Below are 25,168 nucleotides of genomic sequence, written 5' to 3'. Positions count from 1 at the left end.
GGGTTTCAGCTCACCGCATCCGCTGGCTGGCGCTGCAGCATGGCCAGGGTGCTGGCGATGGTTTTACGCAGTTCGCGGCGATCGCAGATGAAGTCTACCGCGCCCTTGGTCTGCAAGAACTCGGCACGCTGAAAACCTTCGGGCAAGGTCACGCGCACGGTGCTTTCAATGACGCGGGGACCGGCAAAGCCGATCAGGGCTTTGGGCTCGGCAATGACCACATCACCCAAAAAGGCAAATCCTGCGGACACACCACCCATGGTCGGGTCGGTCAGCACGCTGATGTAGGGCAGGCCTTTTTTGGCCAGGCGGGTCAAAGCAGCATTCGTTTTGGCCATTTGCATGAGCGAGAGCAGACCTTCTTGCATGCGGGCACCGCCTGTGGCGGTGAAGCAAACAAAAGGTACTTTTTGTGCGATGGCGGTTTCCACGCCGCGCACAAAGCGCTCACCCACGACGGATCCCATGGATCCGCCCATGAAGTCGAACTCGAAACAGGCCGCCACCAATTCGATGTTGTGCACCGCCCCACCCATGACCACCAGGGCGTCTGTTTCGCCCGTGTTGTTCATGGCCTCTTTCAGGCGTTCGGGGTATTTGCGGCTGTCCTTGAACTTCAAGGCGTCTACTGGAACCACTTCTTGGCCGATTTCGTAGCGGCCTTCGCCGTCCAAGAAGGCATTCAGGCGGGCGCGTGCACCGATGCGCAGGTGGTGCGAGCAGCCGGGGCAGACGTTCTGGTTTTCTTCCAGGTCGGTTTTGTACAGCACCGTCTCGCAGCTGGGGCACTTGACCCACAAGCCTTCAGGCACCGAGCGGCGGTCGGCCGGGTCGGTGTGCTGGATCTTGGGGGGGAGCAGTTTTTCGAGCCAACTCATGAGGGGTTCTCCTTGTGCGACGAATTATCGTTGAAACGTCGGCTGGCTTTTTCAGGCGTCCAGGGCTTGGCGGATGCCGCGCAAAAAGTCGGAGGCCACGGCGTTGATTTCGGTTTCGGGGGCCGCGTCGATCAGCTGGATCAGGCGCGAGCCGATCACCACCGCATCGGCCACGCGGCTGATCGCCTTGGCGGTTTCTGCGTCGCGAATGCCAAAGCCCACGCCCACCGGCACGCTCACGTGCTGGCGGATGCGGGGCAGCATGGCTTCCACCGCGTCGGTGTCCAGCGTGCCAGATCCTGTGACGCCCTTGAGCGACACGTAATACACATAGCCGCTGGCCACTTGGGCCACTTGCTGCATGCGCTCATCGGTGCTGGTGGGGGCCAGCAAAAAGATCAAGTCCATGCTGTGGGCGCGCAGTTTGGCGGCAAATTCCACGCATTCTTCGGGTGGGTAGTCCACGATCAGCACGCCGTCCACTCCGGCAGCCGAGGCGTCGCGGATGAAGCTGTCAGCGCCGTGTTTTTGGTCGTAGCGCTCCACCGGGTTGGCGTAGCCCATCAGCACCACCGGGGTGGTGGTGTTGGTTTCGCGGAATTCGCGCACCATGGCCAGCACCTGCACGGTGCCAATGCCCAGCGCCAGGGCTTTGTCGCCCGCTTTTTGGATCACTGGGCCGTCAGCCGACGGGTCAGAGAATGGAACCCCCAGCTCGATGATGTCGGCCCCGGCCTCTGCCATGGCATGCATCAGGGGAACGGTGGTGGTTTTTTGGGGGAAACCTGCCGTGACATACGGGATCAGGGCTTTGCGGCCCTGGGATTTCAGGGCGGAGAGGGTGGCGTCGATGCGGCTCATGTGGGGCTCTTACTTCACAAAGTTCACGGGCTGCTCGCCGCCTTTGACCGACTGGCCTTGGCAGCTGGGACGGCAGAAGAAGTCGGCGTTTGACAAGTCGGCCACGGTGCCGATGTCCTTGTCGCCACGGCCCGACAGGTTGATCAAGATGGACTGGTCCGTGCGCATGGTTTTTGCCAGTTTCATGGCGTAAGCCACGGCGTGGCTCGATTCGAGCGCGGGGATGATGCCTTCGGTGCGGCACAGGTAGTGGAAGGCTTCGAGCGCTTCCTTGTCGGTGATGCCCACGTATTCGGCGCGGCCAATGTCCTTCAAGAAGGCATGCTCGGGGCCGACGCCGGGGTAGTCCAGACCCGCGCTCACGCTGTGCGTCTCGGTGATCTGGCCGTTTTCATCTTGCAGGATGTAGGTGCGGTTGCCGTGCAGCACGCCGGGGCTGCCCAGCTGCAGCGAGCACGAGTGCTTGCCCGAATCCATGCCTTCGCCAGCAGCTTCCACGCCGATGAGTCGGGTTTTTTCGTGTTGGATGTAGGGGTAGAAGATGCCCATGGCATTGCTGCCGCCACCCACGCACGCGAGTACGGCGTCGGGTTGCTGTTCGGCCATCTTCAATGTCTTGAACATCTCGGGCATTTGCGTGAGGCACTCTTCGCCAATCACGCTTTGGAAGTCGCGCACCATCATGGGGTAGGGGTGTGGCCCCGCCACGGTGCCGATGATGTAGAAGGTGTTGTCCACATTGGCCACCCAGTCGCGCATGGCTTCGTTCAGGGCGTCTTTGAGTGTTTTGCTGCCGGACTCCACGGGCACCACGGTGGCGCCCAAGAGCTTCATGCGGTAGACGTTGGGGCTTTGGCGCTTGACGTCTTCGCTGCCCATGTACACCACGCACTCCAAGCCGTAACGGGCGCAAATGGTGGCGGTGGCCACGCCGTGCTGGCCTGCGCCCGTCTCGGCAATGATGCGCGGCTTGCCCATGCGCTTGGCGAGCATGGCTTGGCCAATGGTGTTGTTGATCTTGTGCGCGCCGGTGTGGTTCAGGTCTTCACGCTTCAAGAAGATCTGCGCGCCGCCCATCTCGCGGCTCATGCGGGCCGCGTGGTAGATGGGGGATGGACGGCCCACAAAGTGCGCCAGCTCGGATTTGAACTCGGCCATGAAGGCCGGGTCGTGCTGGTACTGGGCGTACGCGTCTTTGAGCTCGTTGATGGCGTGCGTCAGGGTTTCGCTGACAAAGCTGCCGCCATAGATGCCGAAATGGCCTTTGACGTCGGGTTGTTGGTAATCGAACATGGTGATGGCCTTGGTGGGGGTCGGGTGTGCTCGGTGCTTGCAGTGCTGAACGCTGCAAAGGGAGCCGAGGCCAGCCCTGGGAATGCTTTAAAGGGAGATTGCGTTGTCTGCGGCGCGCACCGCCTGGACAAACTGCCGCATTTTGTCGGCATCTTTGAGGCCCTTGCCTGCTTCGATGCCGGAGCTCACGTCAACGGCCAGAGACAGGCCGTGCGTGCGCAGCGCCCGAATGCCATCGCCCACGTTTGCAGGTGTGAGTCCACCAGACAAAACGAGGTGAGCATTGACGTTTGGTGGCAGGAGTGACCAATGGAATGTTTTTCCGCCGCCGCCGTATCCATCGACATGGGCGTCGAGCAAGAGGGCTTGGGCTGCGTGATGAAGGTGTGCAAATTCTAGCAAGTCGAAGTCATGGACCTCGGACAGGGGGATTCTGGCGGCTTTGAGGTGGGGGCGGCCTGTGCGCCGCGACATGTCTTGGCAGAAATCGGCCGATTCGTCGCCATGAAACTGCAGCAATGCGCCGTGCACGGCCGCGCAAGCTGCTTCGATTCGCTCAGGCGCTTCATTGACGAAGAGCAGTACAGGTGTCACAAAAGCGGGCAGCAGCCGGGCCAGCTCGGCCGCGCGTTCGATGCTCACGCTGCGTGGGCTGGGCGGGTAGAGCACAAAACCGATGGCGTCGGCACCTGAGGCGCAGGCGGCCATCACATCGGCCTCGCGGGTGAAGCCGCACATTTTGATGCGGGTGCGTTGCTGTGGGGCGGGGTTGATCAGCGTCATGGCAACCAATCAAAAGCAGGGGTGGTGTCGGGCAGACCCCATTCGGGGCTGTAGATGGGGCCTGCAAAGTAAAGTCCATCGGGCGAAAACGTGGGCGCTGCGGCGTCGCGGCTTTGGGCCAGCAGCACCTCACGCATCCAGTCGGGGGACTGGTTGCCTTGGCCGATCGTCACCAAGCAACCCATGATGTTGCGGATCATGTGGTGCAAAAAGGCGTTGCCTTCGAACTCAAAGCGCCAATAAGCGCCGTGCCTGGAAATGCGGATGTGCCGCAGCGTTTTGACAGGCGACAAGGCTTGGCAGCTGCTCGCCCGGAACGATGAAAAATCGTGCTCGCCCAGCAAGTGCTGACTGGCTTGGTGCATCGGCGCCTCGGCCAGTGGGCGGTAAACCCAGCCCACTCGTCCTGCCTCTAGGCTGGGCCTGACGACTGAATCGAGCAGCACGTAGATGTAACGCCTGCCCGTGGCGCTGGCACGGCAATGAAAAGTGTCTGGAACGATTTGCGCCCATTGCACCGCAATGTCAGAGGGCAAGTAGCGGTTGGTGCCACGCACCCAAGACTGTGGGTCGCGGTTCAGTTCGGTGTCGAAATGCACGACCTGCATGAGCCCGTGCACACCTGCATCGGTGCGGCCGGCACACAAGGTGCTGACACGGGGCACGTCGGCAAACTTGGACAAAGCATTTTCGAGCTTGTCTTGCACCGTTTGGCCAGTGCTTTGGCTTTGCCAGCCTTGGTAGGCGCTGCCCAAATAGCCAACACCGAGGGCGACTCTCACGTTTTGGGGCCTGCAGGTTGGGCCGCCTCAGGAGCGGTCTGTTTCTCGGGTGGGGGCGTCAGGTTCAGGTCGAGGTTGGCAAACTGAGGAGGCAAACCGGAAGGCAAAGGCGGGCGCTCAACCTGAATCTCATGGTTGGGGTCTTTGATGAAAGACACGCTCGGTTGACGTGCTGACCCGTTTGCAGAATGCTGGGCAAACAAATGATGGCCGCTGGTCGGGCGACGTCTGGCCCACCACACCCCGCCCAACATGCCGCTGAAAAGTGCCAGAACCCAAGCCCAGATGGCCGAGTTGTGGCTGATTTTTTCCAACAAAGAGGAGGGCTGCGTTGTCGCTGCAGCAAGGGGCAAATGAGGGGCTGAAGGTTGAGCCGCAACAGGTGCAGTCGCCTGTGCAGGATCGGTCACAGGCGGGCTGGAGGCCGACAAGGACTTGAGTGTGTCCAAGTTCTTTTTGAGCGCAGCCAGTTGTTCGGTTTTGTCCTGAATTTCTCTTTCAACGGCCAATCTGGCTTCGTCGGAATCGCTGCTGGTTTCACGTTTGCTGAGCGTCAACGTGTCTTGGGTCGCCAGCGGCGGAGTTGGTGTGGGGGCGGAGGGGCTGAGTTTGCCGCTCATTTCACGACTTGCCGTGTCGGGCGCTTTGAGTGCCGATTGCGCCAATCGCCGGGCATAAGCCACAAAATCCACGGTTTGCGCCACCACAGTTTGCCGAGCTTCCTCGGCTGAAACTTGAGCGGCCTCTTGTGCGCTGGGCAGTTGAACTTGAGCGCCTTCGCGCAGCAGGTTCACATTGCCCTCTATGAAGGCCTCTGGGTTGGTGCGCACCATGGCCAAGAGCATTTGGTCCAGCGTGACGCCTGCTGGCAAAGGACGCACAACCAGGCCCGTTGCGGTATCACCCGCCCGCACCTTGACGGTTTCTGGGGAGCGCTGACTTTCTGCCATGGTGGCAGGGTTGGCTACAGCTGCCAAGGCCAGTGGAGAGACCACAGGGGCGACGAGGTCACCCTCGGATGGCGTTTTGGCTGGACGTTGGACGACAGCCCCAACGGGCGAAACCAGCAAGGTGTAGTTCATGGCCAAGCGGCCCGAAGGCCACTGGGCCTCCACAATCACATCGAGGAAGTGCTCGTTGACGGGTGTCAACCCTGTCAAGGCAATGAAGGGTTTGCCGTCACCGCGAAACTCCAAGCTGGTTTGCAAACCGTTCAAGGCAGGATGGAAGGCCATTTTGGCCTGCTCATAGCTGGCCATGGACGCCTGCTGCAGCTTGAGCCTGCGCAGATCCTCCACCTTGTATTGCGTGATCTCAATCGCCGCACGAAGAGGCTGTCCGATGCCCGACTCCACCGAAACCTGACCCAGCGACAAAGCCAGCGCGCACTGGCTGACCATGGCCATGGCCAAAGTCAAGCCATCGCGCAGGCCCATCACAGGGGGGTAAGGTGCTCGGTGAGGCATCGGCCGAAAAAGCATCAAGCGTCCAACAAGATGCGCAGCATGCGGCGCAGCGGCTCGGCCGCGCCCCACAGCAGTTGGTCACCGATGGTGAACGCGCCCACATATTCAGGGCCCATGGCCAGTTTGCGCACGCGGCCCACGGGGATGGTCATGGTGCCGGTCACGGCCACAGGGGTCAGGTCCTTGATGGTCGCTTCGCGGGTGTTGGGCACCACTTTGACCCACTCGTTGTCGGCGGCGATCATGGCTTCGATGTCGGCCACGGGCACGTCTTTTTTGAGCTTGAAGGTCAGTGCCTGGCTGTGGCAACGCATGGCGCCCACGCGCACACAGAAACCGTCGACCGGAATGGCCGCAGAGTTGAAGCCTTCGCCCATGCCCAAAATTTTGTTGGTTTCGGCCATGCCTTTCCACTCTTCTTTGGACATCCCATTGCCCAGGTCCTTGTCGATCCAGGGGATCAAGGAGCCACCCAGTGGCACGCCAAAGTTGGCGGTCTCAGTTGCGGTCAAGGCGCGTTGTTTGGCCACCACCATGCGGTCGATTTCCAGAATCGCACTCTTGGGGTCGTCCAGCAAAGCTTTGACTTCGGCGTTCAGGGTGCCGTATTGGGTCAGCAACTCGCGCATGTGCTGAGCGCCGCCACCCGAAGCCGCTTGGTAAGTCTGGGTGCTCATCCACTCGACGAGGCCGGCTTTGTACAAAGCGCCCACACCCATCAACATGCAAGACACAGTGCAGTTGCCGCCCACCCAGTTGTTACCACCGTGCGCCAAAGCGTTCTTGATCACGGGCATGTTGACCGGATCCAAGATGATGACCGCGTCTTTTTCCATGCGCAGGGTCGATGCGGCATCGATCCAATGGCCTTTCCAGCCGGCAGCGCGCAGCTTGGGGAAGACTTCAGAGGTGTAGTCGCCGCCCTGGGCGGTGATGATGATCTCGCAGCGCTTGAGCTGCTCGATGTTGAAGGCGTCTTGCAGTGTGGTTTCGTTCTTGGCCATCGAGGGGGCTTTGCCGCCTGCGTTCGATGTGGAGAAGAACAAGGGCTCGATCAGGTCAAAGTCGTTTTCCTGAATCATGCGGTCCATGAGAACCGAGCCGACCATGCCGCGCCAGCCAACTAAACCTACCAACTTGCTCATTTCATTGCCCTTTCAAAGTTAAACAGTTCGAGACCTGACTGTTTGCCCCGGCTCGTCTGGCCGGGGAGGGCGCACGACGAACCAGAGCCGTTAGCCCTTAATGGTCGTCGTTTTGGTGGTGGTTGCACGCGCACCAAGAGCCACTGCAGCAGCAGTGTTGACGTTCGAGGAGAACAGGTGGGCGTGGAACATGGGGTGACATTGTACTGGATTAGCTTGTACGGGCCTGACGGTCTCGGGTGGACGATTGCGCGTAAACCCTTTGCCAGAGGGCACCAGGTGTTGTCTATACTTTTTGAAAGGACTAACGCATGACCACACAACAACTGATTTTGAGCCTGGTGCTGGCGACCATGGTGTTTTCGGTCTCGCTGGAATTGCGCGTTGACGACTTCCGTCGGGTGGCCCAAACCCCGCGTGCCGTGCTCTGTGGCCTGATTCCGCAGTTCATCTTGCTGCCGGTGGGCACCTGGTTGGCCACGCTGGCGCTGGATTTGCCCGCCAACGTCGAGGCGGCCATGATTTTGGTGGCAGCCTGCCCGGGTGGGAGCCTGAGCAATGTGGTCACCCACATGGGGCGCGGCAACACCGCGCTGTCGGTCAGCATCTCGGCGGTGGCCAGCGTGATCGCGCTGTTTGCCACGCCCTTCAACTTCAGCTGGATGATTGCGGCGAACCCCGAAACAGCTTCCTGGTTGCGCCAGTTGTCGATCGACCCGTCCGGCATCTGGCTGAGTCTGGTGGCGCTCTTGGGCATTCCGCTGGCGCTGGGTTTGGTTTTCTCGCACAGACTGCCTGCACTGACCGAGCGCATCCGCAAGCCGCTGGGCAACTTTGCGGTGGGCGCTTTGATTTTGTTCATCGTGGCGGGGCTCATCAAGGAGCGCCAGTTGCTGACCCTGGGCCTCTTGCCCACTTTGCTGCTGGTGGTGGTGCACAACGCCAGCGGCCTGTTTTTGGGTTGGGCCACAGCCAAGTCCATGCGCGTGAGCGAGCGCGACCGCCGGGCCATCATGATCGAAGGCGGCATGCAGAACTCGGGCCTGGCGCTGGGCATCATCGCGGTGCAATTTGGGAGCGACTTAGGGATGGTCACGCTGGCCAGCCTGTGGGGCATTTGGCACATCGTGAGCGGCATGGGCTTGGCCCTGTATTGGAGAAAAAAAGATGCTCGATTGGTTGATTAAAAACGGCACCGTGGTTGACGGCACGGGCACGCCTGCGCGTGTGGCCGATGTGGGTGTGCGCGGCGGCCGCATTGTGGCAGTGGGCCAGGTGGACGAGCCCGCCCAGCAAACAATGGATGCGACAGGCCTTTGGGTCACCCCCGGTTTTGTGGACATCCACACCCACTACGACGGACAAGTCACCTGGGACGAGTGCTTCACGCCCAGCATCTACCACGGTGTGACCACTCTGGTCATGGGCAACTGCGGGGTGGGCTTTGCGCCCAAGCGACCCGGCCATGAGGGCGACCTGATCAAGCTGATGGAGGGCGTGGAAGACATCCCCGGCGCTGCGCTGCACGAGGGCATCCGCTGGAACTGGGAAAGCTTTCCACAGTACATGGACGCGTTGGCGGCCACGCCGCGCAGCCTGGACTATTTGGTGCAGGTGCCGCACGACCCCTTGCGCATGTACGTGATGGGCGAGCGGGCCCTGGCCCACGAGAAGGCCACGGTCCAAGACATTCAAGCCATGCAGGCCCTGCTGCGCGAGGCCCTGCAGGCGGGCGCTGCCGGCTTCAGCACCGGGCGCAGCGACAACCACCGCACGTCCGAGGGCAAGGACACGCCCGCAGCCAATGCGGGCAACGACGAGCTGACTGGGTTGGCGCAGGCCTTTGAAGGCCTGAGCCACGGCGTGTTGCAGATCGTGAGCGACTTCAACCTGATGAACGGCCCAGATCCCTTCGACGCCGAGTTCGATTGCGTGGAGGCACTGGCGCGGGCCAGCGGCAAGCCAGTGTCCATGACCTGGTTGCAGCGTGACCCCGGCGGTGAGCAGTACTTGAAGATCCAAGAGCGGGTCGAAGTTGCGGTGAAGGCAGGCCTGCCTTTGTATCTGCAAACCGCCGTTCGCGGCATCGGCGTGCTCAATGGGCTTGACGCGAGCTTTCACCCTTTCATGGGTTTCCCGTCTTACAAAGAAGTGGCGCATTTGCCACTGGCGCAACGTGCCGAGGCTTTGCACGACCCCGCCCGAAAGGCCCGCATCCTGTCTGAAAAGTCCGAGCGTTTGGCGGGTGATGGCAGCGCGATCCCGCCTCTGGTCGACATCCTGCTGGCCAAGATTGACCTCATCAGTGGGCGCATGTTTGCGCTGGAGGACACGCTCAATTACGAGCCTTCGGTGATGCAGAGCTTTTTGGTGCGCGCCAAGCAGGCTGGTGTCTCACCGCTGGAGGTGATTTACGACCATCTTTGTGCCGGTGATGGCTCGGGGCTGATTTATTTCCCAATCTTCAACTACAACGAGGGATCGCTCGATGCTGTGCGCCGCATGCTGGATCACCCGCGCGCGCTCAGCAGCCTGAGCGACGCGGGCGCGCATGTGGGCACGGTGTGCGATGCCAGCTTCACCACCTTCATGCTCACGCATTGGGTGCGTGACCGCGGGCGTGAGCCCATAGCGCTGGAGACGGCGGTGGAAATGCTCACGAGTCGCAATGCCCGTTATTTGGGCTTGTCAGACCGGGGCGTGATCGCCGAGGGCATGCGTGCCGATCTGAATGCCATCGACCCCACACGCTTGAGCGTGGGCTTGCCCCGCTTGGTGCGCGATTTGCCTGCAGGCGGCAAGCGCTTTGTGCAAAAGGCCGAGGGGTACGTCGCCACCTGGGTGGCGGGCGAGCAGGTGCAGCGCGAAGGCAAGATCACCGAGGCTCGCCCCGGACAGTTGGTGCGCATGGGCCAAGACTGACCCGCTGCCCGCCAGATTTTTGCGCGAAAAAAAGCCCGGCCACCTTCACAGGTGCCGGGCTTTGTTTCTGGAGGTGTGATCAGCCGAGGGCTTTGACCACCGCATCACCCATTTGCGCGGTGCCCACCTTGGTGGTGCCTTCACTCCAGATGTCGCCCGTGCGCAGGCCTTGGGCCAGCACTTTTTGCACAGCCGCTTCGATGCGCTGGGCGGCTTCGGGCTGGTTCAGGCTGAAGCGCAGCATCATGGCGGCGCTCAGGATGGTGGCCAAGGGGTTGGCGACGCCTTTGCCCGCGATGTCGGGGGCGCTGCCGTGGCTGGGCTCGTACAGGCCTTGGTTTTTGGTGTTCAGGCTGGCCGAAGGCAGCATGCCGATTGAACCCGTGAGCATGGAGGCTTCGTCGCTCAGGATGTCACCGAACATGTTGCCGGTGACCACGACGTCAAAGCGCTTGGGTTCCTTGACCAGTTGCATGGCAGCGTTGTCCACGTACATGTGGTCCAGCGCGATGTCGGGGTACTCTTTGCCGACTTCGGTGACCACGTCTTTCCAGAACTGGAAGGTCTCGAGCACGTTGGCTTTGTCCACGCTGGTCACGCGGCCTTCGGTGCCAGCGGCCTTGCGCTTGCGGGCGGCCTGGAAGGCGACATGCGCGATGCGCTCGATCTCGGGCTTGCTGTAGCGCATGGTGTCGAAGGCTTCTTCGGCACCCGGAAAGTGGCCATCGGTCGCGATGCGGCGGCCGCGTGGCTGGCCAAAGTAGATGTCACCGGTTAGCTCGCGGATGATCAGGATGTCCAGACCGGAAATCAGCTCGGGCTTCAGGCTGGACGCACCGACCAGCTGCTCGTAGCAAATGGCAGGGCGGAAGTTGGCGAACAGGCCCATGTTTTTGCGCAAGCCCAAAATCGCTTGCTCGGGGCGCAGGGGGCGGTCAAGTTTGTCGTATTTCCAGTCACCCACCGCACCAAACAGCACGGCGTCAGACTGCATCGCCAGCTTGAGTGTGGCTTCGGGCAGGGGGTGGCCAAAGGCGTCGTAAGCGGCGCCACCGACCAAGGCGGTTTCCATCTCGAACTTCAGGTCGAGGGTGTTCAGGACTTTGACGGCTTCGGCGACGATTTCGGTGCCGATGCCATCACCGGGGAGGACTGCGATTTTCATGGGGGGTTCCAGTGTATTGGGTGGGCTCAGGCGTTGACTGCGGTGTGCGCTAGCCAAGGCTTGGTGGCCAGGCGCTGTGCTTCAAAGGCCTTGATTTTTTCAGCGTGGCGCAGGGTCAGGCCAATGTCGTCCAGACCGTTGAGCAAGCAGTACTTGCGGAAGGCCTGCACCTCGAACGGGATTTCTTCGCCTTGGGGGCGCACCACAACCTGGCGCTCCAGATCGACGGTGAGCTCGTAGCCGGGGAAGGCCGCGACTTCGTCGAACAGTTGGGCCACCACGGCTTCGGGCAGCACGATGGGCAGCAGGCCGTTTTTGAAGCAGTTGTTGAAGAAGATGTCGGCAAAGCTGGGCGCGATCACGCAGCGAAAGCCGTATTGGTCAATGGCCCAAGGTGCGTGTTCGCGCGAAGACCCGCAGCCGAAGTTTTTGCGGGCCAGCAAGATGCTGGCGCCTTGGTAGCGGGGCTGGTTGAGGACAAAGTCCGGGTTGGGCTTGCGGCTGGCTGGGTCTTGGCCGGGAAAGCCTACGTCCAGGTAGCGCCATTCGTCGAACAGGTTGGGGCCAAAGCCGGTTTTGCGGATCGACTTGAGGAACTGCTTGGGGATGATGGCGTCGGTGTCCACGTTGGCGCGGTCCATCGGAGCCACCAGGCCTTTGAGGAGGGTGAATTTTTGCATGTTGTGATTCCTCGAACGCTTCAGGCGAATTTGCGAATGTCAACAAAGTGGCCGTGCACGGCCGCAGCGGCGGCCATGGCGGGGCTGACCAAGTGGGTGCGGCCACCCGCGCCCTGACGGCCTTCGAAGTTGCGGTTGGACGTCGATGCGCAACGCTCGCCGGGTTCCAGGCGGTCGGCGTTCATGGCCAAGCACATGGAGCAACCGGGTTCGCGCCACTCAAAGCCTGCGGCCTTGAAAATTTCGTGCAGGCCTTCACGCTCGGCTTGTTCTTTGACCAAGCCCGAACCAGGCACGACCATGGCCAGCTTGACGTTCTTCGCAACTTTTTGGCCGAGCTTTTTGACGACGGCTGCGGCTTCGCGCATGTCTTCGATGCGGCTGTTGGTGCACGAACCAATGAACACTTTGTCGATGGTGATGTCGGACAGTGCTTTGCCGGGCTGCAGGCCCATGTACGTCAGTGCGCGCTCAATGGCGTCGCGCTTGACGTCGTCTTTTTCTTTGTCGGGGTCAGGCGTGTGGCCGTCAATGCCCAGCACCATCTCGGGCGAGGTGCCCCAGGTGACTTGGGGCACGATGGTGCTGGCGTCCAGTTCGACCACAGCGTCAAAGTGCGCGCCGGGGTCGGACTGCAGGGTCTTCCAGTAGGCCAAGGCGTGGTCCCACTCGACGCCCGTGGGCGAGAGCAAACGGCCTTTGACGTACTCGATGGTTTTTTCGTCCACCGCCACCAGACCAGCGCGTGCGCCGCCTTCGATGGCCATGTTGCAGACCGTCATGCGGCCTTCCATGCTGAGTGCCCGGATGGCTGAGCCTGCAAATTCAATGGTGTAGCCGGTGCCGCCAGCGGTACCGATCTTGCCGATGATGGCCAGCACGATGTCTTTGCCGGTGAGGCCTTTGGCCAGCGTGCCTTCGACCTTGATGAGCATGTTCTTGGCTTTTTTGGCCAAGAGGGTTTGCGTGGCCATGACGTGTTCGACTTCGGAAGTGCCGATGCCGTGGGCCAGTGCGCCGAATGCGCCGTGCGTGGAGGTGTGCGAGTCGCCGCAGACCACGGTCATGCCGGGCAGGGTGGCGCCGTTTTCAGGGCCAATGACGTGCACGATACCTTGGCGCTTGGACAGGAAGGGGAAGAAGGCCGCAGAGCCCGATTCCTTCATGTTCGCATCGAGCGTGGTGATTTGTTCTTTGCTGATCGGGTCGGTGATGCCGTCGTAGCCCAGTTCCCAACCGGTGGTCGGGGTGTTGTGGTCTGCGGTGGCGACGATGGAGCTGACGCGCCAGACTTTGCGGCCGGCTTGACGCAGGCCTTCAAAGGCCTGGGGGCTGGTGACTTCGTGTACCAAGTGGCGGTCGATGTACAGGACGGAAGTGCCGTCTTCTTCGGTGTGGACGACGTGTTCGTCCCAGATCTTGTCGTAGAGCGTGCGTGCCATGGGTTTCCTTGCTGTGCAGCCTGCCATTTTATGCGGATAGGCGGCCTTCGGTGGGCCTTCTGCCATGGCGTTTTGGTCGCTGCGGTGACTTGAGCGGCCGGGGCCCGGTGCTGCCAGGCCTCATCAGTCGCTTCGCGCCAGCAAATCGGCTTGACAGCCCCGGGCCCCAACCGCTCAAGTGCTGGTTTTTCTCATGAAAAAGCCCGCACAAGGCGGGCTTTCGGGATTCGGTTGAAAACCGATCAACGCTGCACGTCGCGGCGAGGGGAGCCGGTGAACAGTTGACGTGGGCGGCCGATTTTGTACTCGGGGTCGCTGATCATTTCGTTCAATTGAGCGATCCAGCCCACAGTGCGGGCCAAGGCGAACACACCGGTGAACAGGTTCACTGGGATACCGATGGCACGTTGCACGATGCCGGAGTAGAAGTCCACGTTGGGGTAGAGCTTGCGGCTGACGAAGTAGTCGTCTTCCAGAGCGATCTTTTCCAGGGCCTTGGCCAGCTTGAACAGGGGGTCGTTTTCCAGGCCCAGTTCTTTCAGCACTTCGTCGCAAGTCTCTTGCATCAACTTGGCGCGGGGGTCGTAGTTTTTGTAAACACGGTGACCGAAGCCCATGAGCTTGACGCCGGAGTTTTTGTCTTTGACCTTTTCCATGAACTCGCCCACTTTGGAGATGCCACCCATTTTTTGGATGTCTTCCAGCATGTTCAGGCAAGCCTCGTTGGCACCACCGTGGGCAGGGCCCCACAGGCAAGCCACGCCTGCAGCGATGGCTGCAAACGGGTTGGTGCCGGACGAGCCGCACAGACGCACTGTGGATGTGGAAGCGTTTTGCTCGTGGTCTGCGTGCAGGGTAAAGATGCGGTCCATGGCGCGCTCGAGCACAGGGTTCACCACATATTCTTCGCACGGTGTACCAAACATCATGCGCAAGAAGTTACCTGCATAGCTCAGGTTGTTCTGAGGGTACATGTAGGGCTGGCCAACGCCGTACTTGTAGGCCATGGACACCAAGGTGGGCATTTTGGCGATCAGGCGGATCGCTGCAATGTGGCGGTGCTCAGGGTTGTTGATGTCGGTGCTGTCATGATAGAAGGCTGACAAAGCGCCAATCAGGCCCGTCAACACAGCCATGGGGTGCGCATCACGGCGAAAGCCACGCAGGAAAAACTGCATCTGCTCGTTGACCATGGTGTGCTGGTTCACCAGCTTGTGGAAGTCCTTGCTTTGCTGGCCCACAGGCAGTTCGCCGTTCAAGAGCAGGTAGCAGGTGTCCAGATAGTCAGCCTTGTTGGCCAGTTGCTCGATGGGGTAGCCACGGTACAACAGCTCGCCCTTGTCACCATCGATGTAGGTAATGGCCGATTGGCACGATGCCGTGGAGAGGAAGCCAGGGTCGTAAGTGAACATGCCACTTTGGCCGTAGAGCTTGCGAATGTCGATCACGTCAGGACCGATGTTGCCGGAGTAAACAGGCATCTCGATACTGGGACTGCCATTGGAGAACGACAGGGTGGCTTTGTTATCGGCGAGTTTCATGGTGGGTTTCCTCAAAAATTCAGGGGGTTGAACCTGTTCGGTTCACGCTCTCAACATGTCCAGGACTTCACGCACCTCTTCGGTGCTGATCTCAGGCTGCAGCTCCTTGCGGCGCAACAGCAAGTCCATGAGATCGTTGTCAGACAGGTCCATCAACACATACATACCCCGGGCTTGGCCAACCGACAAACTGCTCGCATGTTGGTTGAAAAAGCGCTCGATGAACAAATCATTTTCGAGCAGACCCCGGCGGCTGCGCCAGCGCAGCTTGCTGAGTGACCGCTCGCTCAAAAGCGCTTGGCGGTCAGCGCCAACCAGTGACGCGTCTTCCAGAATGGGTGTAACGGTCATTAGACGGCGCGGCGGACCATCATTTCTTTGATCTTGCCGATGGCCTTGGTGGGGTTCAGACCCTTGGGGCAGACATCGACGCAGTTCATGATGGTGTGGCAACGGAACAAACGGTAGGGATCTTCCAAGTTGTCCAAACGCTCCGCGGTGGCTTCATCGCGGCTGTCCGCGATGAAGCGGTAGGCCTGCAGCAAACCGGCTGGGCCCACGAACTTGTCGGGGTTCCACCAGAAGCTGGGGCAGCTGGTCGAGCAGCTGGCGCACAAAATGCACTCGTACAAACCGTTCAGCTCGTCACGCTCTTCCGGGCTTTGCAGGCGCTCGGTTTCCGGTGGGATGGTGCTGTTGATGAGGTAGGGCTTGATCGAGTGGTATTGCTTGAAGAACTGGGTCATGTCCACGATCACGTCGCGGATCACGGGCAGGCCGGGCAGCGGTTTCAAAACAATGGTGCCGGGCAAGGTGTTCATGTTGGTGAGACATGCCAGACCGTTTTTGCCATTGATGTTCATCGCATCCGAGCCGCAGACGCCTTCACGGCAAGAGCGGCGGAAAGAAATGGTGGGGTCTACGGCCTTGAGTTTCATCAGGGCATCGAGCAACATGCGCTCGTTACCGTCCAGTTCAACCTGGATGGTTTGCATGTAAGGCTTGGCATCCTTGTCAGGATCGTAGCGGTAGATCTGGAATGTGCGTAGGGTCATGAAAGAACTCCTGATGTGTTCGGTGGGTCGATCGCCACCTGAGGTGAGCGGTCTTGGCAATACTTAGAAGGTGCGAACCTTGGGGGGGACGGAGTCCACAGTCAAGGGCTTGAGCTTGACGGGCTTGTAGGTCAGGCTGTTCGACTCGCTGTGCCAGAGGGTGTGTTTCATCCAATTGGCGTCGTCACGGCCCAATGGCGCGACGGCATCATCCACGGGGCGCTCATAGTCGCTTACGGTGTGGGCGCCACGGCACTCACGACGGGCAGCAGCAGACACCATGGTGGCTTGCGCGGCTTCGATCAGGTTTTCCACTTCCAAGGCCTCGATGCGGGCGGTGTTGAACACCTTGGAGGTGTCCTTCAGGCCGATGGCATTCACGCGCTCGCGAATCGCAGCGATCTTTTGGACGCCTTCGTCCATGGCGACTTGAGTGCGGAACACTCCAGCGTGCAACTGCATGGTGGCGCGCATGTCGTTGGCCACGTCTTGCGCGTACTCACCGCCACGGCCTTCGAGTTTATTCAGACGCTCCAGCGTGCGGTCTGTGGCATCGGCGGGCAAGTCTTTGTGAGACTTGGTTTTGGATGCGAAGTCGACGATGTGGTTGCCAGCTGCGCGGCCAAACACCAACAAGTCGAGCAGCGAGTTGGTGCCCAAGCGGTTGGCGCCGTGCACCGAAACGCAAGAGCATTCGCCCACGGCATACAAGCCGTTGACCACAGCGTTGTTGTCCGTGGCGCTCTGGGTCACGACCTGGCCGTTGATGTTGGTTGGGATGCCGCCCATTTGGTAATGGATGGTGGGCACAACAGGGATGGGCTCTTTGGTGATGTCGACGTTGGCGAAGTTGACGCCGATTTCGTACACCGAGGGCAGGCGTTTGTGGATGGTCTCTGCACCCAAGTGGTCCAACTTGAGCATCACGTAATCTTTGTTAGGACCGCAGCCGCGTCCTTCCTTGATTTCCTGGTCCATGCAGCGTGACACGAAGTCACGCGGTGCCAAATCTTTCAAGGTGGGCGCGTAGCGTTCCATGAAGCGTTCGCCATTGCTGTTGAGCAAGATCGCACCTTCGCCGCGGCAGCCTTCGGTCAACAAGACGCCTGCACCGGCCACGCCGGTGGGGTGGAATTGCCAGAACTCCATGTCTTCCAAAGGAATGCCAGCACGCGCTGCCATGCCCAAGCCGTCACCCGTGTTGATGAAGGCGTTGGTGGAAGCCGCATAAATGCGACCAGCACCACCCGTCGCCATCAGCACGGTTTTGGCGTGCAAGACGTGCAGGTCACCGGTTTCCATCTCGAGCGCAGTCACGCCGACCACGTCGCCTTCGGCATCACGGATCAAGTCCAGCGCCATCCACTCCACAAAGAAGCTGGTTTTGGCCGCGACGTTTTGCTGGTAAAGCGTGTGCAGCATGGCGTGGCCAGTACGGTCAGCAGCCGCGCAAGCGCGTTGCACTGGCTTTTCACCGTAGTTGGCGGTGTGGCCGCCAAAGGGTCGCTGGTAAATCGTTCCGTCGGGGTTGCGGTCAAACGGCATGCCCATGTGCTCCAGGTCATACACGACCTTGGGTGCTTCGCGGCACATGAATTCGATGGCATCCTGGTCGCCGAGCCAGTCGGAGCCCTTGATGGTGTCGTAGAAGTGGTAATGCCAGTTGTCGTCGGACATATTGCCGAGGGAGGCACCGATGCCGCCTTGGGCCGCGACGGTGTGTGAACGGGTAGGGAACACTTTGGACAGGACGGCGACATTGAGACCCGCGCGGGCCAATTGCAGCGAGGCACGCATGCCCGAACCACCGGCGCCGACGATCACGACGTCAAACTTGCGGGTGGTGATTTTGTCTTTGGTATAGCTCATGGTTTATCTTGGTTGGTATGGATTCAGCGCAATGACAAGCGGTGATGGGCGGCTCAAAGGCGCCACAGTGCCTGAACGGACCAGCCAGCACAGCCGATCAGCCAGACAAGGGTGAAAACGTGCAAAGCCAGGCGCACAGCCAAAGGTTTGACGTAGTCCATCCAGATGTCACGCATGCCCACCCAGACGTGGTACAGCAGAGAAAGGATCACGCAGAAAGTCAACACCTTCATCCACTGGGAGGCAAAAATACCTGCCCATTCTTCATAACCGATGGGCCCCGTGGTGAAGATCACCTGAGCCAACAAGAGCACGGTGAAGAGGGCCATCAAAGTGCCGGTGACGCGTTGTGCGAGCCAGTCACGAAAGCCGTAGCCAGCGCCGGTCACGATGCGTTTGGAGCCGAAGTTCACGGACATAGATCAGTTTCCTTTTGTTGTTATGGCAAAGATCAGTACAAACCGAACAGCTTGGCGCCCAGCACGGCTGTCAATCCAATGCTCAGGACCAGGGTGACAATGGCTGACGACTTGCCGAACTCTTTGGTGACGGCATGGAACATGTCCATGTACAAGTGACGCAGACCTGCAATGAAGTGGTGCAGGTAAGCCCAGATCAAGGCCAGGGCGATCAGCTTGATGAACCAACCCGGCACAAAACCAAGGCCGATGTTGAAAGCTGCTGACAATTTGGCAAAAGAAATTTCAGAGGTGATGGAGCTGTCAAACATCCAAATGATGAGTGGCATCAGCAAAAACATCAGGAAACCGCTGATTCGGTGAAGAATAGACACGATGCCTGCCGCTGGAAGACGGTAACTGGGCAAATCTTTCAAGGCGTTGATGTTGCGGAATTCAGGCCGCTTGCGCGCGAGTTCGGTCATGTGGGTACTTTCTGGATTAACGCTTTTGAGTTGCAGGAGTCAAATCAGTTTGATTCTATTGCAACGCAGCAAACTGACATGAGGATTGCACACGAACGTGACAAGGTGATTTTTCGAGGGTCGAACGCTCTTAGCTCAGAGCATTTCGGTAGTGATGATTTTCTGTGCTGTAAAAGCCTCGGCGCAGCTCCATGGGCGTGTCGTTGTAGGTGTAAGCAACACGCTCAACGCTGAGCAAAGGGGTGCTGGGGCTTACTTTTAAAAGTTGGCTTTGCGTCGCGTCGGGTACAACGGCACGGATTTTTTCATCCGCACGGACCATGCGCACCCCGAACTCGGTTTCAAACAGGGCATACATGGGGCCATGGTAATCGGCCAGTCGCTCAGCGGTCAGGCCTTTGAAGGGGGCTGCAGGCAACCACAAGTCTTCCAAAATGGTGGGAGTGTTGCCAAAAGAAAGCACGCGGCGCACTTGGAGTACGGCGTCTCCAGTGCGAAGCGCCAAGGCCCTGGCGATGTCGGCGGTGGCGCGGGAGCGTTTGCAGTCCACAATTTCCCGTTGCGCAGGTCCTTCTGAGTCCAAGTCTCCACGGTCGGGCATCAGTTTCAAGAAACGGTACTGCACATGGTCTTCCGCATGCGTGGCCACAAAGGTGCCTTTCCCCTGCCTGCGCACCAGCAAGTGATCGCTGGCCAATTCATCAATGGCTTTTCTGACCGTACCTTGGCTGACCCGATAACGGGCGGCCAGTTCCATCTCGCTGGGTATGGACTCTCCGGGTTTCCATTCGCCCGATTGCAGATTTTGCAAAATCAGCCCTTTAATCTGCTGATACAGCGGACTGAACGCTGGCGTTGGCACGCCAGCAGAGGCTACTGTTGAGCTGGAGTCGGCCAATGGGGAGTTGTTGTTCATGGGTGGAAAATGACGCATGGGTCAGTGGGGCGTCAGATGCCGCATCATATCTTATATAAGACATAAGACAAATTGACCAGTGAGGGTTTTCGCGGGTACACTTAACAGCTGTTTGCGCATGTTTTCCGCCGAATTTTGAGCGGCAAGCGTGGGTCCGTGTTAACGGACAGACCTGGCAGCTCTTTCTGTTGTGGACTGCAACCCTTCTTTTCAACCTTCTGGAGTTATCCACCATGAGCAAAAAGCCCGTCCGAGTTGCCGTTACCGGCGCAGCAGGTCAAATTGGTTACGCATTGTTGTTCCGTATCGCTTCTGGCGAAATGCTGGGCAAAGACCAGCCCGTCATCCTGCAATTGCTCGAAGTGCCCGTCGAAGGCCCACAAAAAGCGCTCAAGGGCGTGATGATGGAATTGGAAGATTGTGCATTCCCATTGCTGGTGGGTATGGAAGCCCATGGCGACCCCATGACCGCTTTCAAGGATGTGGACTACGCTTTGCTGGTCGGTTCGCGTCCACGCGGCCCTGGCATGGAGCGCGCTGAATTGCTGGCCATCAACGGCGCCATCTTCACAGCCCAGGGCAAGGCCCTGAACGCTGTGGCTTCGCGTGACGTCAAAGTGCTGGTCGTGGGTAACCCCGCCAACACCAATGCCTACATTGCCATGAAGGCTGCTCCGGACCTGAAACCCGGCAACTTCACTGCCATGTTGCGCCTCGACCACAACCGCGCCGCTTCTCAAATCGCAGCCAAAACTGGCAAAGCCGTGGCCGACATCGAGAAATTGTGCGTGTGGGGCAACCACTCGCCCACCATGTACGCCGACTACCGCTTCGCCACCATCAAGGGCGAGTCGGTCAAGGCCATGATCAACGACCAGGAATGGAACGCCAATGTGTTCTTGCCTACAGTTGGCAAGCGCGGCGCCGCCATCATCGAAGCCCGTGGCCTGTCCTCGGCAGCTTCGGCTGCCAATGCGGCCATCGATCACATGCGCGATTGGGCCCTGGGCACCAATGGCAAGTGGGTCACCATGGGCATCCCATCGCAAGGTTGGTATGGCATTCCGAAGGACGTCATGTTTGGCTTTCCAGTCACCTGCGAAAACGGTGAGTACAAAGTCGTTGAAGGTCTGGAAATCGATGCCTTCAGCCAAGGCTGCATCGACAAGACGCTCAAAGAACTGACCGACGAGCAAGCTGGCGTGGCTCACCTGATCTGATTCAGGCTGAGAAATTCAAGTGAGCCATCCTCGCGACGTCCTGTTGGGTGCGCAAGCCGCTAGCGTTCAGCTGCCGGTTTGCGACCATTACAGCGGTGTCGATGCGAGGATGCGCAAAAGCTTGCAGCTGCAAGCTGAAATGACGCAGGAGTTTGGAACCTGCGTCTTTGATGTGACGCTTGATTGCGAAGACGGTGCCCGCGTGGGCGGCGAAGCTGAGCATGCCGCGCTGGTCACCGAGCTGGCGCTGGGCGCGGCGCCCGATGCACGTGTGGCGGTGCGTGTACACCCTGTGCATCACCTCAGTTTTCAGGCTGACATGGCCACCATTGCCGGCCAGGCAGCCCAACGCTTGACGCACATCATGGTGCCCAAGGTCGAGTCGGCCGCCGATGTGCAGCTGGCCGAGCAGGCTTTGATTCAGGCCGGTGCGCACGATCTGCCTTTGCATGTGCTGATCGAGTCACCCGCTGCCGTGCACCGCGCCTTTGACATTGCAGCCCACCCGCGTGTGCAGTCCATCAGTTTTGGCCTGATGGACTTTGTGTCGGCCCATGGCGGGGCGATCCCCGCCGACGGCATGGGCGTTCAAGGTCAGTTCACACACCCCTTGGTGTTGCGCGCCAAGATGGAAATCGCCAGTGCATGCCATGCCCATGGCAAGGTGCCTTCGCATTGCGTGGTCACCGAGTTCAAAAACGCCGATGCCATTCGCATGGCGGCCCAAAAAGCCGCACGCGAGCTGGGCTACACGCGCATGTGGAGCATTCACCCCGACCAGATTCGCCCGATTCTCGAGGCGATGGCACCCAGTGAGGCTCAGATTGAGCAGGCCAGCGAGATCGTTTTGGCTGCGCACGCGGCCCAATGGGCGCCCATCAGCCATGGCGGACAGTTGCATGACAGAGCCAGTTACCGTTTTTTTTGGCAATTGATCGAACGCGCCCACCAAACCGGTTGTCGCTTGCCGCAAGAGGTGCAGTCATTTTTTGCGTCTGTCGCCTCTCCTAACAGGCTTGCACCATGACGAAACCTTTGCGTTCAATGGGCCAAGGGATACCCAAACACCTTTTCTTGCAAGTCCTTTGCACTGCGATTTTGTTGTGGATGACAACGGGGTTGGCCTGGTCGCAATCGAACACCAAAACCCCGGCGAGTACAGAGTCAAAGAACAAGCCTGCACCAATTAAGAACGTCAAGGCCAAGACTAAAAAAAGTCCACCCCAGGCGGAGCCCGATACCTTGATGGGCCCCGATGAACTGGCCATTGCAGAACGCGTGCACAAAGGACAATTGCCTTGTGAACTCGGCACCACTGTGCGATTGGAGGCCGATGCTTCGCAACCCGGCTATTTCTATTTGCATGGCAAGGGTTTTCGCTACCGGATGCACCCTGTCGCAACCAGCACAGGGGCGATCCGCTTGGAAGACCGCAAAGCGGGTGCAGTTTGGTTGCAATTGGCCAACAAATCGATGTTGATGGACCAGAACAAGGGCCGTCGTCTGGCCGATGAATGTGCGAATGCCGAACAAATGGCTTACGCCACAGATATGAAATCCAACCCTCCGCCCAGCCTGATCGATACGACAGGCATGGGGCGATAAATCTTGAAACCTTGACTGACAGGAGAAAAAACCATGTTGAAAGCCTACCGTGACCACGTTGCCGAACGCGCAGCTTTGGGAATCCCCCCACTGCCTTTGGATGCCAAGCAAACGGCTGAATTGATCGAGCTGATCAAGAACCCACCCGCAGGCGAAGACTCAGCGTTGATGGACTTGTTGACCCACCGCGTCCCACCAGGCGTGGACGATGCGGCCAAAGTCAAAGCCTCTTTCTTGGCCGCTGTGGCTCACGGCGAAGTCAAAGTAGGCTTGATCCCTAAGTCCAAAGCCACTGAGTTGCTGGGCACCATGGTGGGCGGCTACAACGTGCACCCCCTGATCGAGTTGCTCGACGACGCTGAAGTGGCTGCTGTGGCCGCTGACGCATTGAAGAAAACATTGTTGATGTTTGACTTCTTCAATGACGTCGCTGAAAAAGCCAAGACTGGCAATGCCAAGGCCAAAGAAGTTATGCAAAGCTGGGCTGATGCCGAGTGGTTCACCACACGTCCTGAAGTCGAGAAAAAAATCACCATTACCGTGTTCAAGGTGCCTGGCGAGACCAACACCGACGACTTGTCTCCAGCGCCGGACGCTTGGAGCCGTCCAGACATCCCGTTGCACTATTTGGCGATGTTGAAAAACACCCGCGAAGGCGCAGCGTTCAAGCCAGAAGAAGACGGCAAGCGCGGCCCTATGGCCATGATTGAAGAGCTGAAGAAAAAAGGCCATTTGGTCTCTTACGTCGGTGACGTGGTCGGCACAGGCTCTTCACGCAAGTCCGCCACCAACAGCATCATCTGGGGCTTTGGTGAAGACATTCCTTTCGTGCCAAACAAGCGTTTCGGTGGCGTGACTTTGGGCGGCAAAATTGCCCCCATCTTCTTCAACACCCAAGAAGACTCAGGCGCTTTGCCGATCGAAGTCGACGTGACCCAACTCGAAATGGGTGACGTGGTTGACGTTTTGCCCTACGACGGCAAGATCGTCAAGAACGGCGAAACCATCACCACCTTCCAACTCAAGAGCGATGTGCTGTTTGACGAAGTGCGCGCTGGTGGCCGTATCAACCTGATCATCGGTCGCAGCTTGACCGCCAAGGCTCGCGAGTTCTTGGGCCTGCCAGCATCAACCGTGTTCCGTTTGCCCACAGCACCTATCACCACCAAAGCTGGCTTCACGCTGGCCCAAAAGATGGTCGGTCGTGCAGTTGGTTTGCCAGAAGGTCAAGGCGTTCGCCCCGGCACTTACTGCGAACCCAAGATGACCACCGTGGGTTCACAAGACACCACAGGCCCCATGACACGCGACGAGTTGAAAGACTTGGCATGCCTCGGCTTCTCTGCTGACATGGTCATGCAATCGTTCTGCCACACAGCGGCTTACCCCAAGTCTGTTGACGTGAAAACACACCGCGAATTGCCAGCCTTCATGAGCAACCGTGGTGGCGTATCCTTGCGCCCAGGTGACGGCGTGATCCACAGCTGGCTCAACCGTTTGCTGTTGCCTGACACCGTCGGTACAGGTGGTGACTCGCACACCCGCTTCCCCATCGGTATTTCTTTCCCAGCCGGTTCTGGCTTGGTGGCTTTCGGCGCTGCGACAGGCGTGATGCCTTTGGACATGCCCGAGTCCATCTTGGTTCGCTTCAAAGGCGAAATGCAACCTGGCGTGACATTGCGCGACTTGGTGCATGCCATTCCTTTGTACGCGATCAAACAAGGTTTGTTGACCGTGGCCAAGGCCGGCAAGATCAACGAATTCTCTGGCCGTATCTTGGAAATCGAAGGCCTGCCCAACCTGAAGGTCGAGCAAGCGTTTGAATTGTCTGACGCCTCCGCCGAGCGTTCGGCCGCAGGTTGCTCGATCAAACTCAACAAAGAGCCAGTCGAGGAATACCTCAAGTCCAACATCGTTCTGATGAAGAACATGATTGCCGACGGCTACGCCGACGCCCGCACATTGGCGCGTCGCATTGCCAAGGTCGAAGAATGGTTGGCTGCGCCTAGTCTTTTGGAAGCCGACAAAGACGCCGAGTATGCACACGTCATCGAGATCGATTTGGCCGACATCAAAGAGCCGATCGTTTGCTGCCCGAATGACCCCGATGATGCCAAGTTCTTGTCTGAAGTGTCAGGCACACACATCGATGAAGCCTTCATTGGGTCTTGCATGACCAACATCGGTCACTTCCGTGCTGCGGCGACCTTGTTGGGTGGTCAGCGTGACATTCCTGTCAAGTTGTGGGTGGCACCTCCAACCAAGATGGATGAGAGCGAGCTCATCAAAGAAGGCCATTACGCAGCCTTTGGTACAGCCGGTGCCCGCACTGAAATGCCTGGCTGCTCCTTGTGCATGGGCAACCAAGCCCAAGTGCGCGAAGGCGCGACCGTGGTGTCAACCTCGACACGTAACTTCCCCAACCGTTTGGGTAAGAACACCAACGTGTACTTGGCTTCTGCCGAGTTGGCCGCCATCACATCGAAGATGGGCAAGTTCCCCACCGTGGCCGAATACCACCAAGCCATGGGCGTGGTCAACAAAGATGGCGCAGCCATCTACAAGTACCTGAACTTCAACCAAATTGAAGAGTACGTGGAAACAGCCAAAGGCGTGACCGCCTGATCTAAGCTGCAGTGAGCAGAAAGCCCCGTCGGTGAAA

General features: G+C 59.3%; 23 protein-coding genes. 6 read left to right on the top strand and 17 right to left on the bottom strand.

Features of this window, described 5'->3' with window-relative positions; translation table 11 throughout:
• Nucleotides 1-5 precede the first annotated feature (5 nt).
• The 7 genes from accD to asd all read right to left on the bottom strand — a co-directional run bounded on the left by accD (nt 6) and on the right by asd (nt 7,208).
• The gene (gene accD, locus SWE17_RS07595) at nt 6-878 is read right to left on the bottom strand and encodes an acetyl-CoA carboxylase, carboxyltransferase subunit beta (protein ID WP_322992500.1); all 873 of its coding nucleotides are present in this window, start codon (nt 876-878) and stop codon (nt 6-8) included.
• A 51-nt stretch (nt 879-929) separates the two neighbouring features.
• Nucleotides 930-1,739 (bottom strand): tryptophan synthase subunit alpha, encoded by an 810-nt coding sequence (trpA, locus tag SWE17_RS07590; protein WP_322992499.1) that lies wholly within the window; start codon nt 1,737-1,739, stop codon nt 930-932.
• A 9-nt stretch (nt 1,740-1,748) separates the two neighbouring features.
• On the bottom strand, nt 1,749-3,032 hold the full coding sequence (gene trpB / locus SWE17_RS07585; protein ID WP_322992498.1) for a tryptophan synthase subunit beta: 1,284 nt from the start codon (nt 3,030-3,032) through the stop codon (nt 1,749-1,751).
• An 87-nt stretch (nt 3,033-3,119) separates the two neighbouring features.
• Nucleotides 3,120-3,815, bottom strand: coding sequence for a phosphoribosylanthranilate isomerase (locus tag SWE17_RS07580; protein WP_322992497.1), 696 nt, complete (start codon nt 3,813-3,815; stop codon nt 3,120-3,122).
• Nucleotides 3,812-4,597: a tRNA pseudouridine(38-40) synthase TruA gene (gene truA, locus SWE17_RS07575; RefSeq protein ID WP_322992496.1), complete on the bottom strand. Its 786-nt coding sequence runs from the start codon at nt 4,595-4,597 to the stop codon at nt 3,812-3,814. Before truA ends, SWE17_RS07580 begins: the two co-directional genes overlap by 4 nt.
• Nucleotides 4,594-6,033 carry a FimV/HubP family polar landmark protein gene (locus SWE17_RS07570; protein WP_322992495.1) on the bottom strand — a complete coding sequence of 480 codons (1,440 nt, stop codon included), beginning with the start codon at nt 6,031-6,033 and terminating at the stop codon, nt 4,594-4,596. Before SWE17_RS07570 ends, truA begins: the two co-directional genes overlap by 4 nt.
• A gap of 44 nt (nt 6,034-6,077) precedes the next feature.
• The gene (asd, locus tag SWE17_RS07565) at nt 6,078-7,208 is read right to left on the bottom strand and encodes an aspartate-semialdehyde dehydrogenase (RefSeq protein WP_322992494.1); all 1,131 of its coding nucleotides are present in this window, start codon (nt 7,206-7,208) and stop codon (nt 6,078-6,080) included.
• Nucleotides 7,209-7,519: 311 nt separating this feature from the next.
• Here asd and SWE17_RS07560 point away from each other — a divergent pair, with 311 nt between their 5' ends.
• Together SWE17_RS07560 and SWE17_RS07555 are read left to right on the top strand one after the other, a co-directional pair.
• Nucleotides 7,520-8,395 carry a bile acid:sodium symporter family protein gene (locus SWE17_RS07560; RefSeq protein ID WP_322992493.1) on the top strand — a complete coding sequence of 292 codons (876 nt, stop codon included), beginning with the start codon at nt 7,520-7,522 and terminating at the stop codon, nt 8,393-8,395.
• Nucleotides 8,376-10,130 carry an N-acyl-D-amino-acid deacylase family protein gene (locus tag SWE17_RS07555; RefSeq protein WP_322992492.1) on the top strand — a complete coding sequence of 585 codons (1,755 nt, stop codon included), beginning with the start codon at nt 8,376-8,378 and terminating at the stop codon, nt 10,128-10,130. Before SWE17_RS07560 ends, SWE17_RS07555 begins: the two co-directional genes overlap by 20 nt.
• A gap of 79 nt (nt 10,131-10,209) precedes the next feature.
• On the opposite strand, the gene leuB is transcribed toward SWE17_RS07555, so the two are convergent.
• The 10 genes from leuB to SWE17_RS07505 all read right to left on the bottom strand — a co-directional run bounded on the left by leuB (nt 10,210) and on the right by SWE17_RS07505 (nt 19,681).
• Nucleotides 10,210-11,295, bottom strand: coding sequence for a 3-isopropylmalate dehydrogenase (gene leuB, locus SWE17_RS07550; protein ID WP_322992491.1), 1,086 nt, complete (start codon nt 11,293-11,295; stop codon nt 10,210-10,212).
• A 26-nt stretch (nt 11,296-11,321) separates the two neighbouring features.
• Nucleotides 11,322-11,975 carry a 3-isopropylmalate dehydratase small subunit gene (gene leuD / locus SWE17_RS07545; RefSeq protein WP_322992490.1) on the bottom strand — a complete coding sequence of 218 codons (654 nt, stop codon included), beginning with the start codon at nt 11,973-11,975 and terminating at the stop codon, nt 11,322-11,324.
• Between the two features lie 20 nt (nt 11,976-11,995).
• Nucleotides 11,996-13,417, bottom strand: a complete 1,422-nt coding sequence (leuC, locus tag SWE17_RS07540; protein WP_322992489.1) for a 3-isopropylmalate dehydratase large subunit — start codon at nt 13,415-13,417, stop codon at nt 11,996-11,998.
• 242 nt (nt 13,418-13,659) lie between these two features.
• Nucleotides 13,660-14,958, bottom strand: coding sequence for a citrate synthase (gltA, locus tag SWE17_RS07535; RefSeq protein ID WP_322992488.1), 1,299 nt, complete (start codon nt 14,956-14,958; stop codon nt 13,660-13,662).
• Nucleotides 14,959-15,000: 42 nt separating this feature from the next.
• Nucleotides 15,001-15,309: a succinate dehydrogenase assembly factor 2 gene (locus SWE17_RS07530; protein ID WP_322992487.1), complete on the bottom strand. Its 309-nt coding sequence runs from the start codon at nt 15,307-15,309 to the stop codon at nt 15,001-15,003.
• Nucleotides 15,309-16,013 carry a succinate dehydrogenase iron-sulfur subunit gene (locus tag SWE17_RS07525; RefSeq protein WP_089954868.1) on the bottom strand — a complete coding sequence of 235 codons (705 nt, stop codon included), beginning with the start codon at nt 16,011-16,013 and terminating at the stop codon, nt 15,309-15,311. The genes SWE17_RS07530 and SWE17_RS07525 overlap by 1 nt, the downstream gene beginning before the upstream one ends.
• Nucleotides 16,014-16,076: 63 nt before the next feature.
• Nucleotides 16,077-17,882: a succinate dehydrogenase flavoprotein subunit gene (sdhA, locus tag SWE17_RS07520; protein WP_322992486.1), complete on the bottom strand. Its 1,806-nt coding sequence runs from the start codon at nt 17,880-17,882 to the stop codon at nt 16,077-16,079.
• A 53-nt stretch (nt 17,883-17,935) separates the two neighbouring features.
• Complete coding sequence (gene sdhD / locus SWE17_RS07515) at nt 17,936-18,301, bottom strand: succinate dehydrogenase, hydrophobic membrane anchor protein (protein WP_322992485.1); 366 nt, start codon at nt 18,299-18,301, stop codon at nt 17,936-17,938.
• 32 nt (nt 18,302-18,333) lie between these two features.
• Entirely contained in the window at nt 18,334-18,765 is a 432-nt protein-coding gene (sdhC, locus tag SWE17_RS07510; RefSeq protein ID WP_322992484.1) for a succinate dehydrogenase, cytochrome b556 subunit, read from the bottom strand.
• Between the two features lie 130 nt (nt 18,766-18,895).
• Entirely contained in the window at nt 18,896-19,681 is a 786-nt protein-coding gene (locus tag SWE17_RS07505) for a GntR family transcriptional regulator (protein ID WP_322992483.1), read from the bottom strand.
• 233 nt (nt 19,682-19,914) lie between these two features.
• On the opposite strand from SWE17_RS07505, the gene SWE17_RS07500 reads away from it, so the two are divergent.
• The 4 genes from SWE17_RS07500 to acnB all read left to right on the top strand — a co-directional run bounded on the left by SWE17_RS07500 (nt 19,915) and on the right by acnB (nt 25,131).
• Complete coding sequence (locus SWE17_RS07500) at nt 19,915-20,901, top strand: malate dehydrogenase (protein ID WP_322992482.1); 987 nt, start codon at nt 19,915-19,917, stop codon at nt 20,899-20,901.
• A 109-nt stretch (nt 20,902-21,010) separates the two neighbouring features.
• The gene (locus SWE17_RS07495) at nt 21,011-21,928 is read left to right on the top strand and encodes an HpcH/HpaI aldolase/citrate lyase family protein (RefSeq protein ID WP_416234992.1); all 918 of its coding nucleotides are present in this window, start codon (nt 21,011-21,013) and stop codon (nt 21,926-21,928) included.
• The gene (locus SWE17_RS07490) at nt 21,925-22,506 is read left to right on the top strand and encodes a hypothetical protein (RefSeq protein ID WP_322992480.1); all 582 of its coding nucleotides are present in this window, start codon (nt 21,925-21,927) and stop codon (nt 22,504-22,506) included. The genes SWE17_RS07495 and SWE17_RS07490 overlap by 4 nt, the downstream gene beginning before the upstream one ends.
• A 33-nt stretch (nt 22,507-22,539) precedes the next feature.
• Nucleotides 22,540-25,131, top strand: a complete 2,592-nt coding sequence (acnB, locus tag SWE17_RS07485) for a bifunctional aconitate hydratase 2/2-methylisocitrate dehydratase (protein WP_322992479.1) — start codon at nt 22,540-22,542, stop codon at nt 25,129-25,131.
• The last annotated feature ends 37 nt before the right edge of the window (nt 25,132-25,168 follow it).

The organism is Limnohabitans sp., from assembly GCF_034680285.1.
In the GTDB taxonomy this organism is placed as follows: domain Bacteria; phylum Pseudomonadota; class Gammaproteobacteria; order Burkholderiales; family Burkholderiaceae_C; genus Limnohabitans_A.
Note: the sequence above shows the minus strand (reverse complement) of the source record. Positions and strands in the feature narration are given on the sequence as shown.

Coding starts and splice junctions, on each gene's coding strand:
- accD (WP_322992500.1), bottom strand. CDS start 878: ATGAGTTGGCTCGAAAAACTGCTCCCCCCCAAGATCCAGCACACCGAC.
- trpA (WP_322992499.1), bottom strand. CDS start 1,739: ATGAGCCGCATCGACGCCACCCTCTCCGCCCTGAAATCCCAGGGCCGC.
- trpB (WP_322992498.1), bottom strand. CDS start 3,032: ATGTTCGATTACCAACAACCCGACGTCAAAGGCCATTTCGGCATCTAT.
- SWE17_RS07580 (WP_322992497.1), bottom strand. CDS start 3,815: ATGACGCTGATCAACCCCGCCCCACAGCAACGCACCCGCATCAAAATG.
- SWE17_RS07570 (WP_322992495.1), bottom strand. CDS start 6,033: ATGGGCCTGCGCGATGGCTTGACTTTGGCCATGGCCATGGTCAGCCAG.
- asd (WP_322992494.1), bottom strand. CDS start 7,208: ATGAGCAAGTTGGTAGGTTTAGTTGGCTGGCGCGGCATGGTCGGCTCG.
- SWE17_RS07560 (WP_322992493.1), top strand. CDS start 7,520: ATGACCACACAACAACTGATTTTGAGCCTGGTGCTGGCGACCATGGTG.
- SWE17_RS07555 (WP_322992492.1), top strand. CDS start 8,376: ATGCTCGATTGGTTGATTAAAAACGGCACCGTGGTTGACGGCACGGGC.
- leuB (WP_322992491.1), bottom strand. CDS start 11,295: ATGAAAATCGCAGTCCTCCCCGGTGATGGCATCGGCACCGAAATCGTC.
- leuD (WP_322992490.1), bottom strand. CDS start 11,975: ATGCAAAAATTCACCCTCCTCAAAGGCCTGGTGGCTCCGATGGACCGC.
- leuC (WP_322992489.1), bottom strand. CDS start 13,417: ATGGCACGCACGCTCTACGACAAGATCTGGGACGAACACGTCGTCCAC.
- gltA (WP_322992488.1), bottom strand. CDS start 14,958: ATGAAACTCGCCGATAACAAAGCCACCCTGTCGTTCTCCAATGGCAGT.
- SWE17_RS07530 (WP_322992487.1), bottom strand. CDS start 15,309: ATGACCGTTACACCCATTCTGGAAGACGCGTCACTGGTTGGCGCTGAC.
- SWE17_RS07525 (WP_089954868.1), bottom strand. CDS start 16,013: ATGACCCTACGCACATTCCAGATCTACCGCTACGATCCTGACAAGGAT.
- sdhA (WP_322992486.1), bottom strand. CDS start 17,882: ATGAGCTATACCAAAGACAAAATCACCACCCGCAAGTTTGACGTCGTG.
- sdhD (WP_322992485.1), bottom strand. CDS start 18,301: ATGTCCGTGAACTTCGGCTCCAAACGCATCGTGACCGGCGCTGGCTAC.
- sdhC (WP_322992484.1), bottom strand. CDS start 18,765: ATGACCGAACTCGCGCGCAAGCGGCCTGAATTCCGCAACATCAACGCC.
- SWE17_RS07505 (WP_322992483.1), bottom strand. CDS start 19,681: ATGAACAACAACTCCCCATTGGCCGACTCCAGCTCAACAGTAGCCTCT.
- SWE17_RS07500 (WP_322992482.1), top strand. CDS start 19,915: ATGAGCAAAAAGCCCGTCCGAGTTGCCGTTACCGGCGCAGCAGGTCAA.
- SWE17_RS07495 (WP_416234992.1), top strand. CDS start 21,011: ATGCGCAAAAGCTTGCAGCTGCAAGCTGAAATGACGCAGGAGTTTGGA.
- SWE17_RS07490 (WP_322992480.1), top strand. CDS start 21,925: ATGACGAAACCTTTGCGTTCAATGGGCCAAGGGATACCCAAACACCTT.
- acnB (WP_322992479.1), top strand. CDS start 22,540: ATGTTGAAAGCCTACCGTGACCACGTTGCCGAACGCGCAGCTTTGGGA.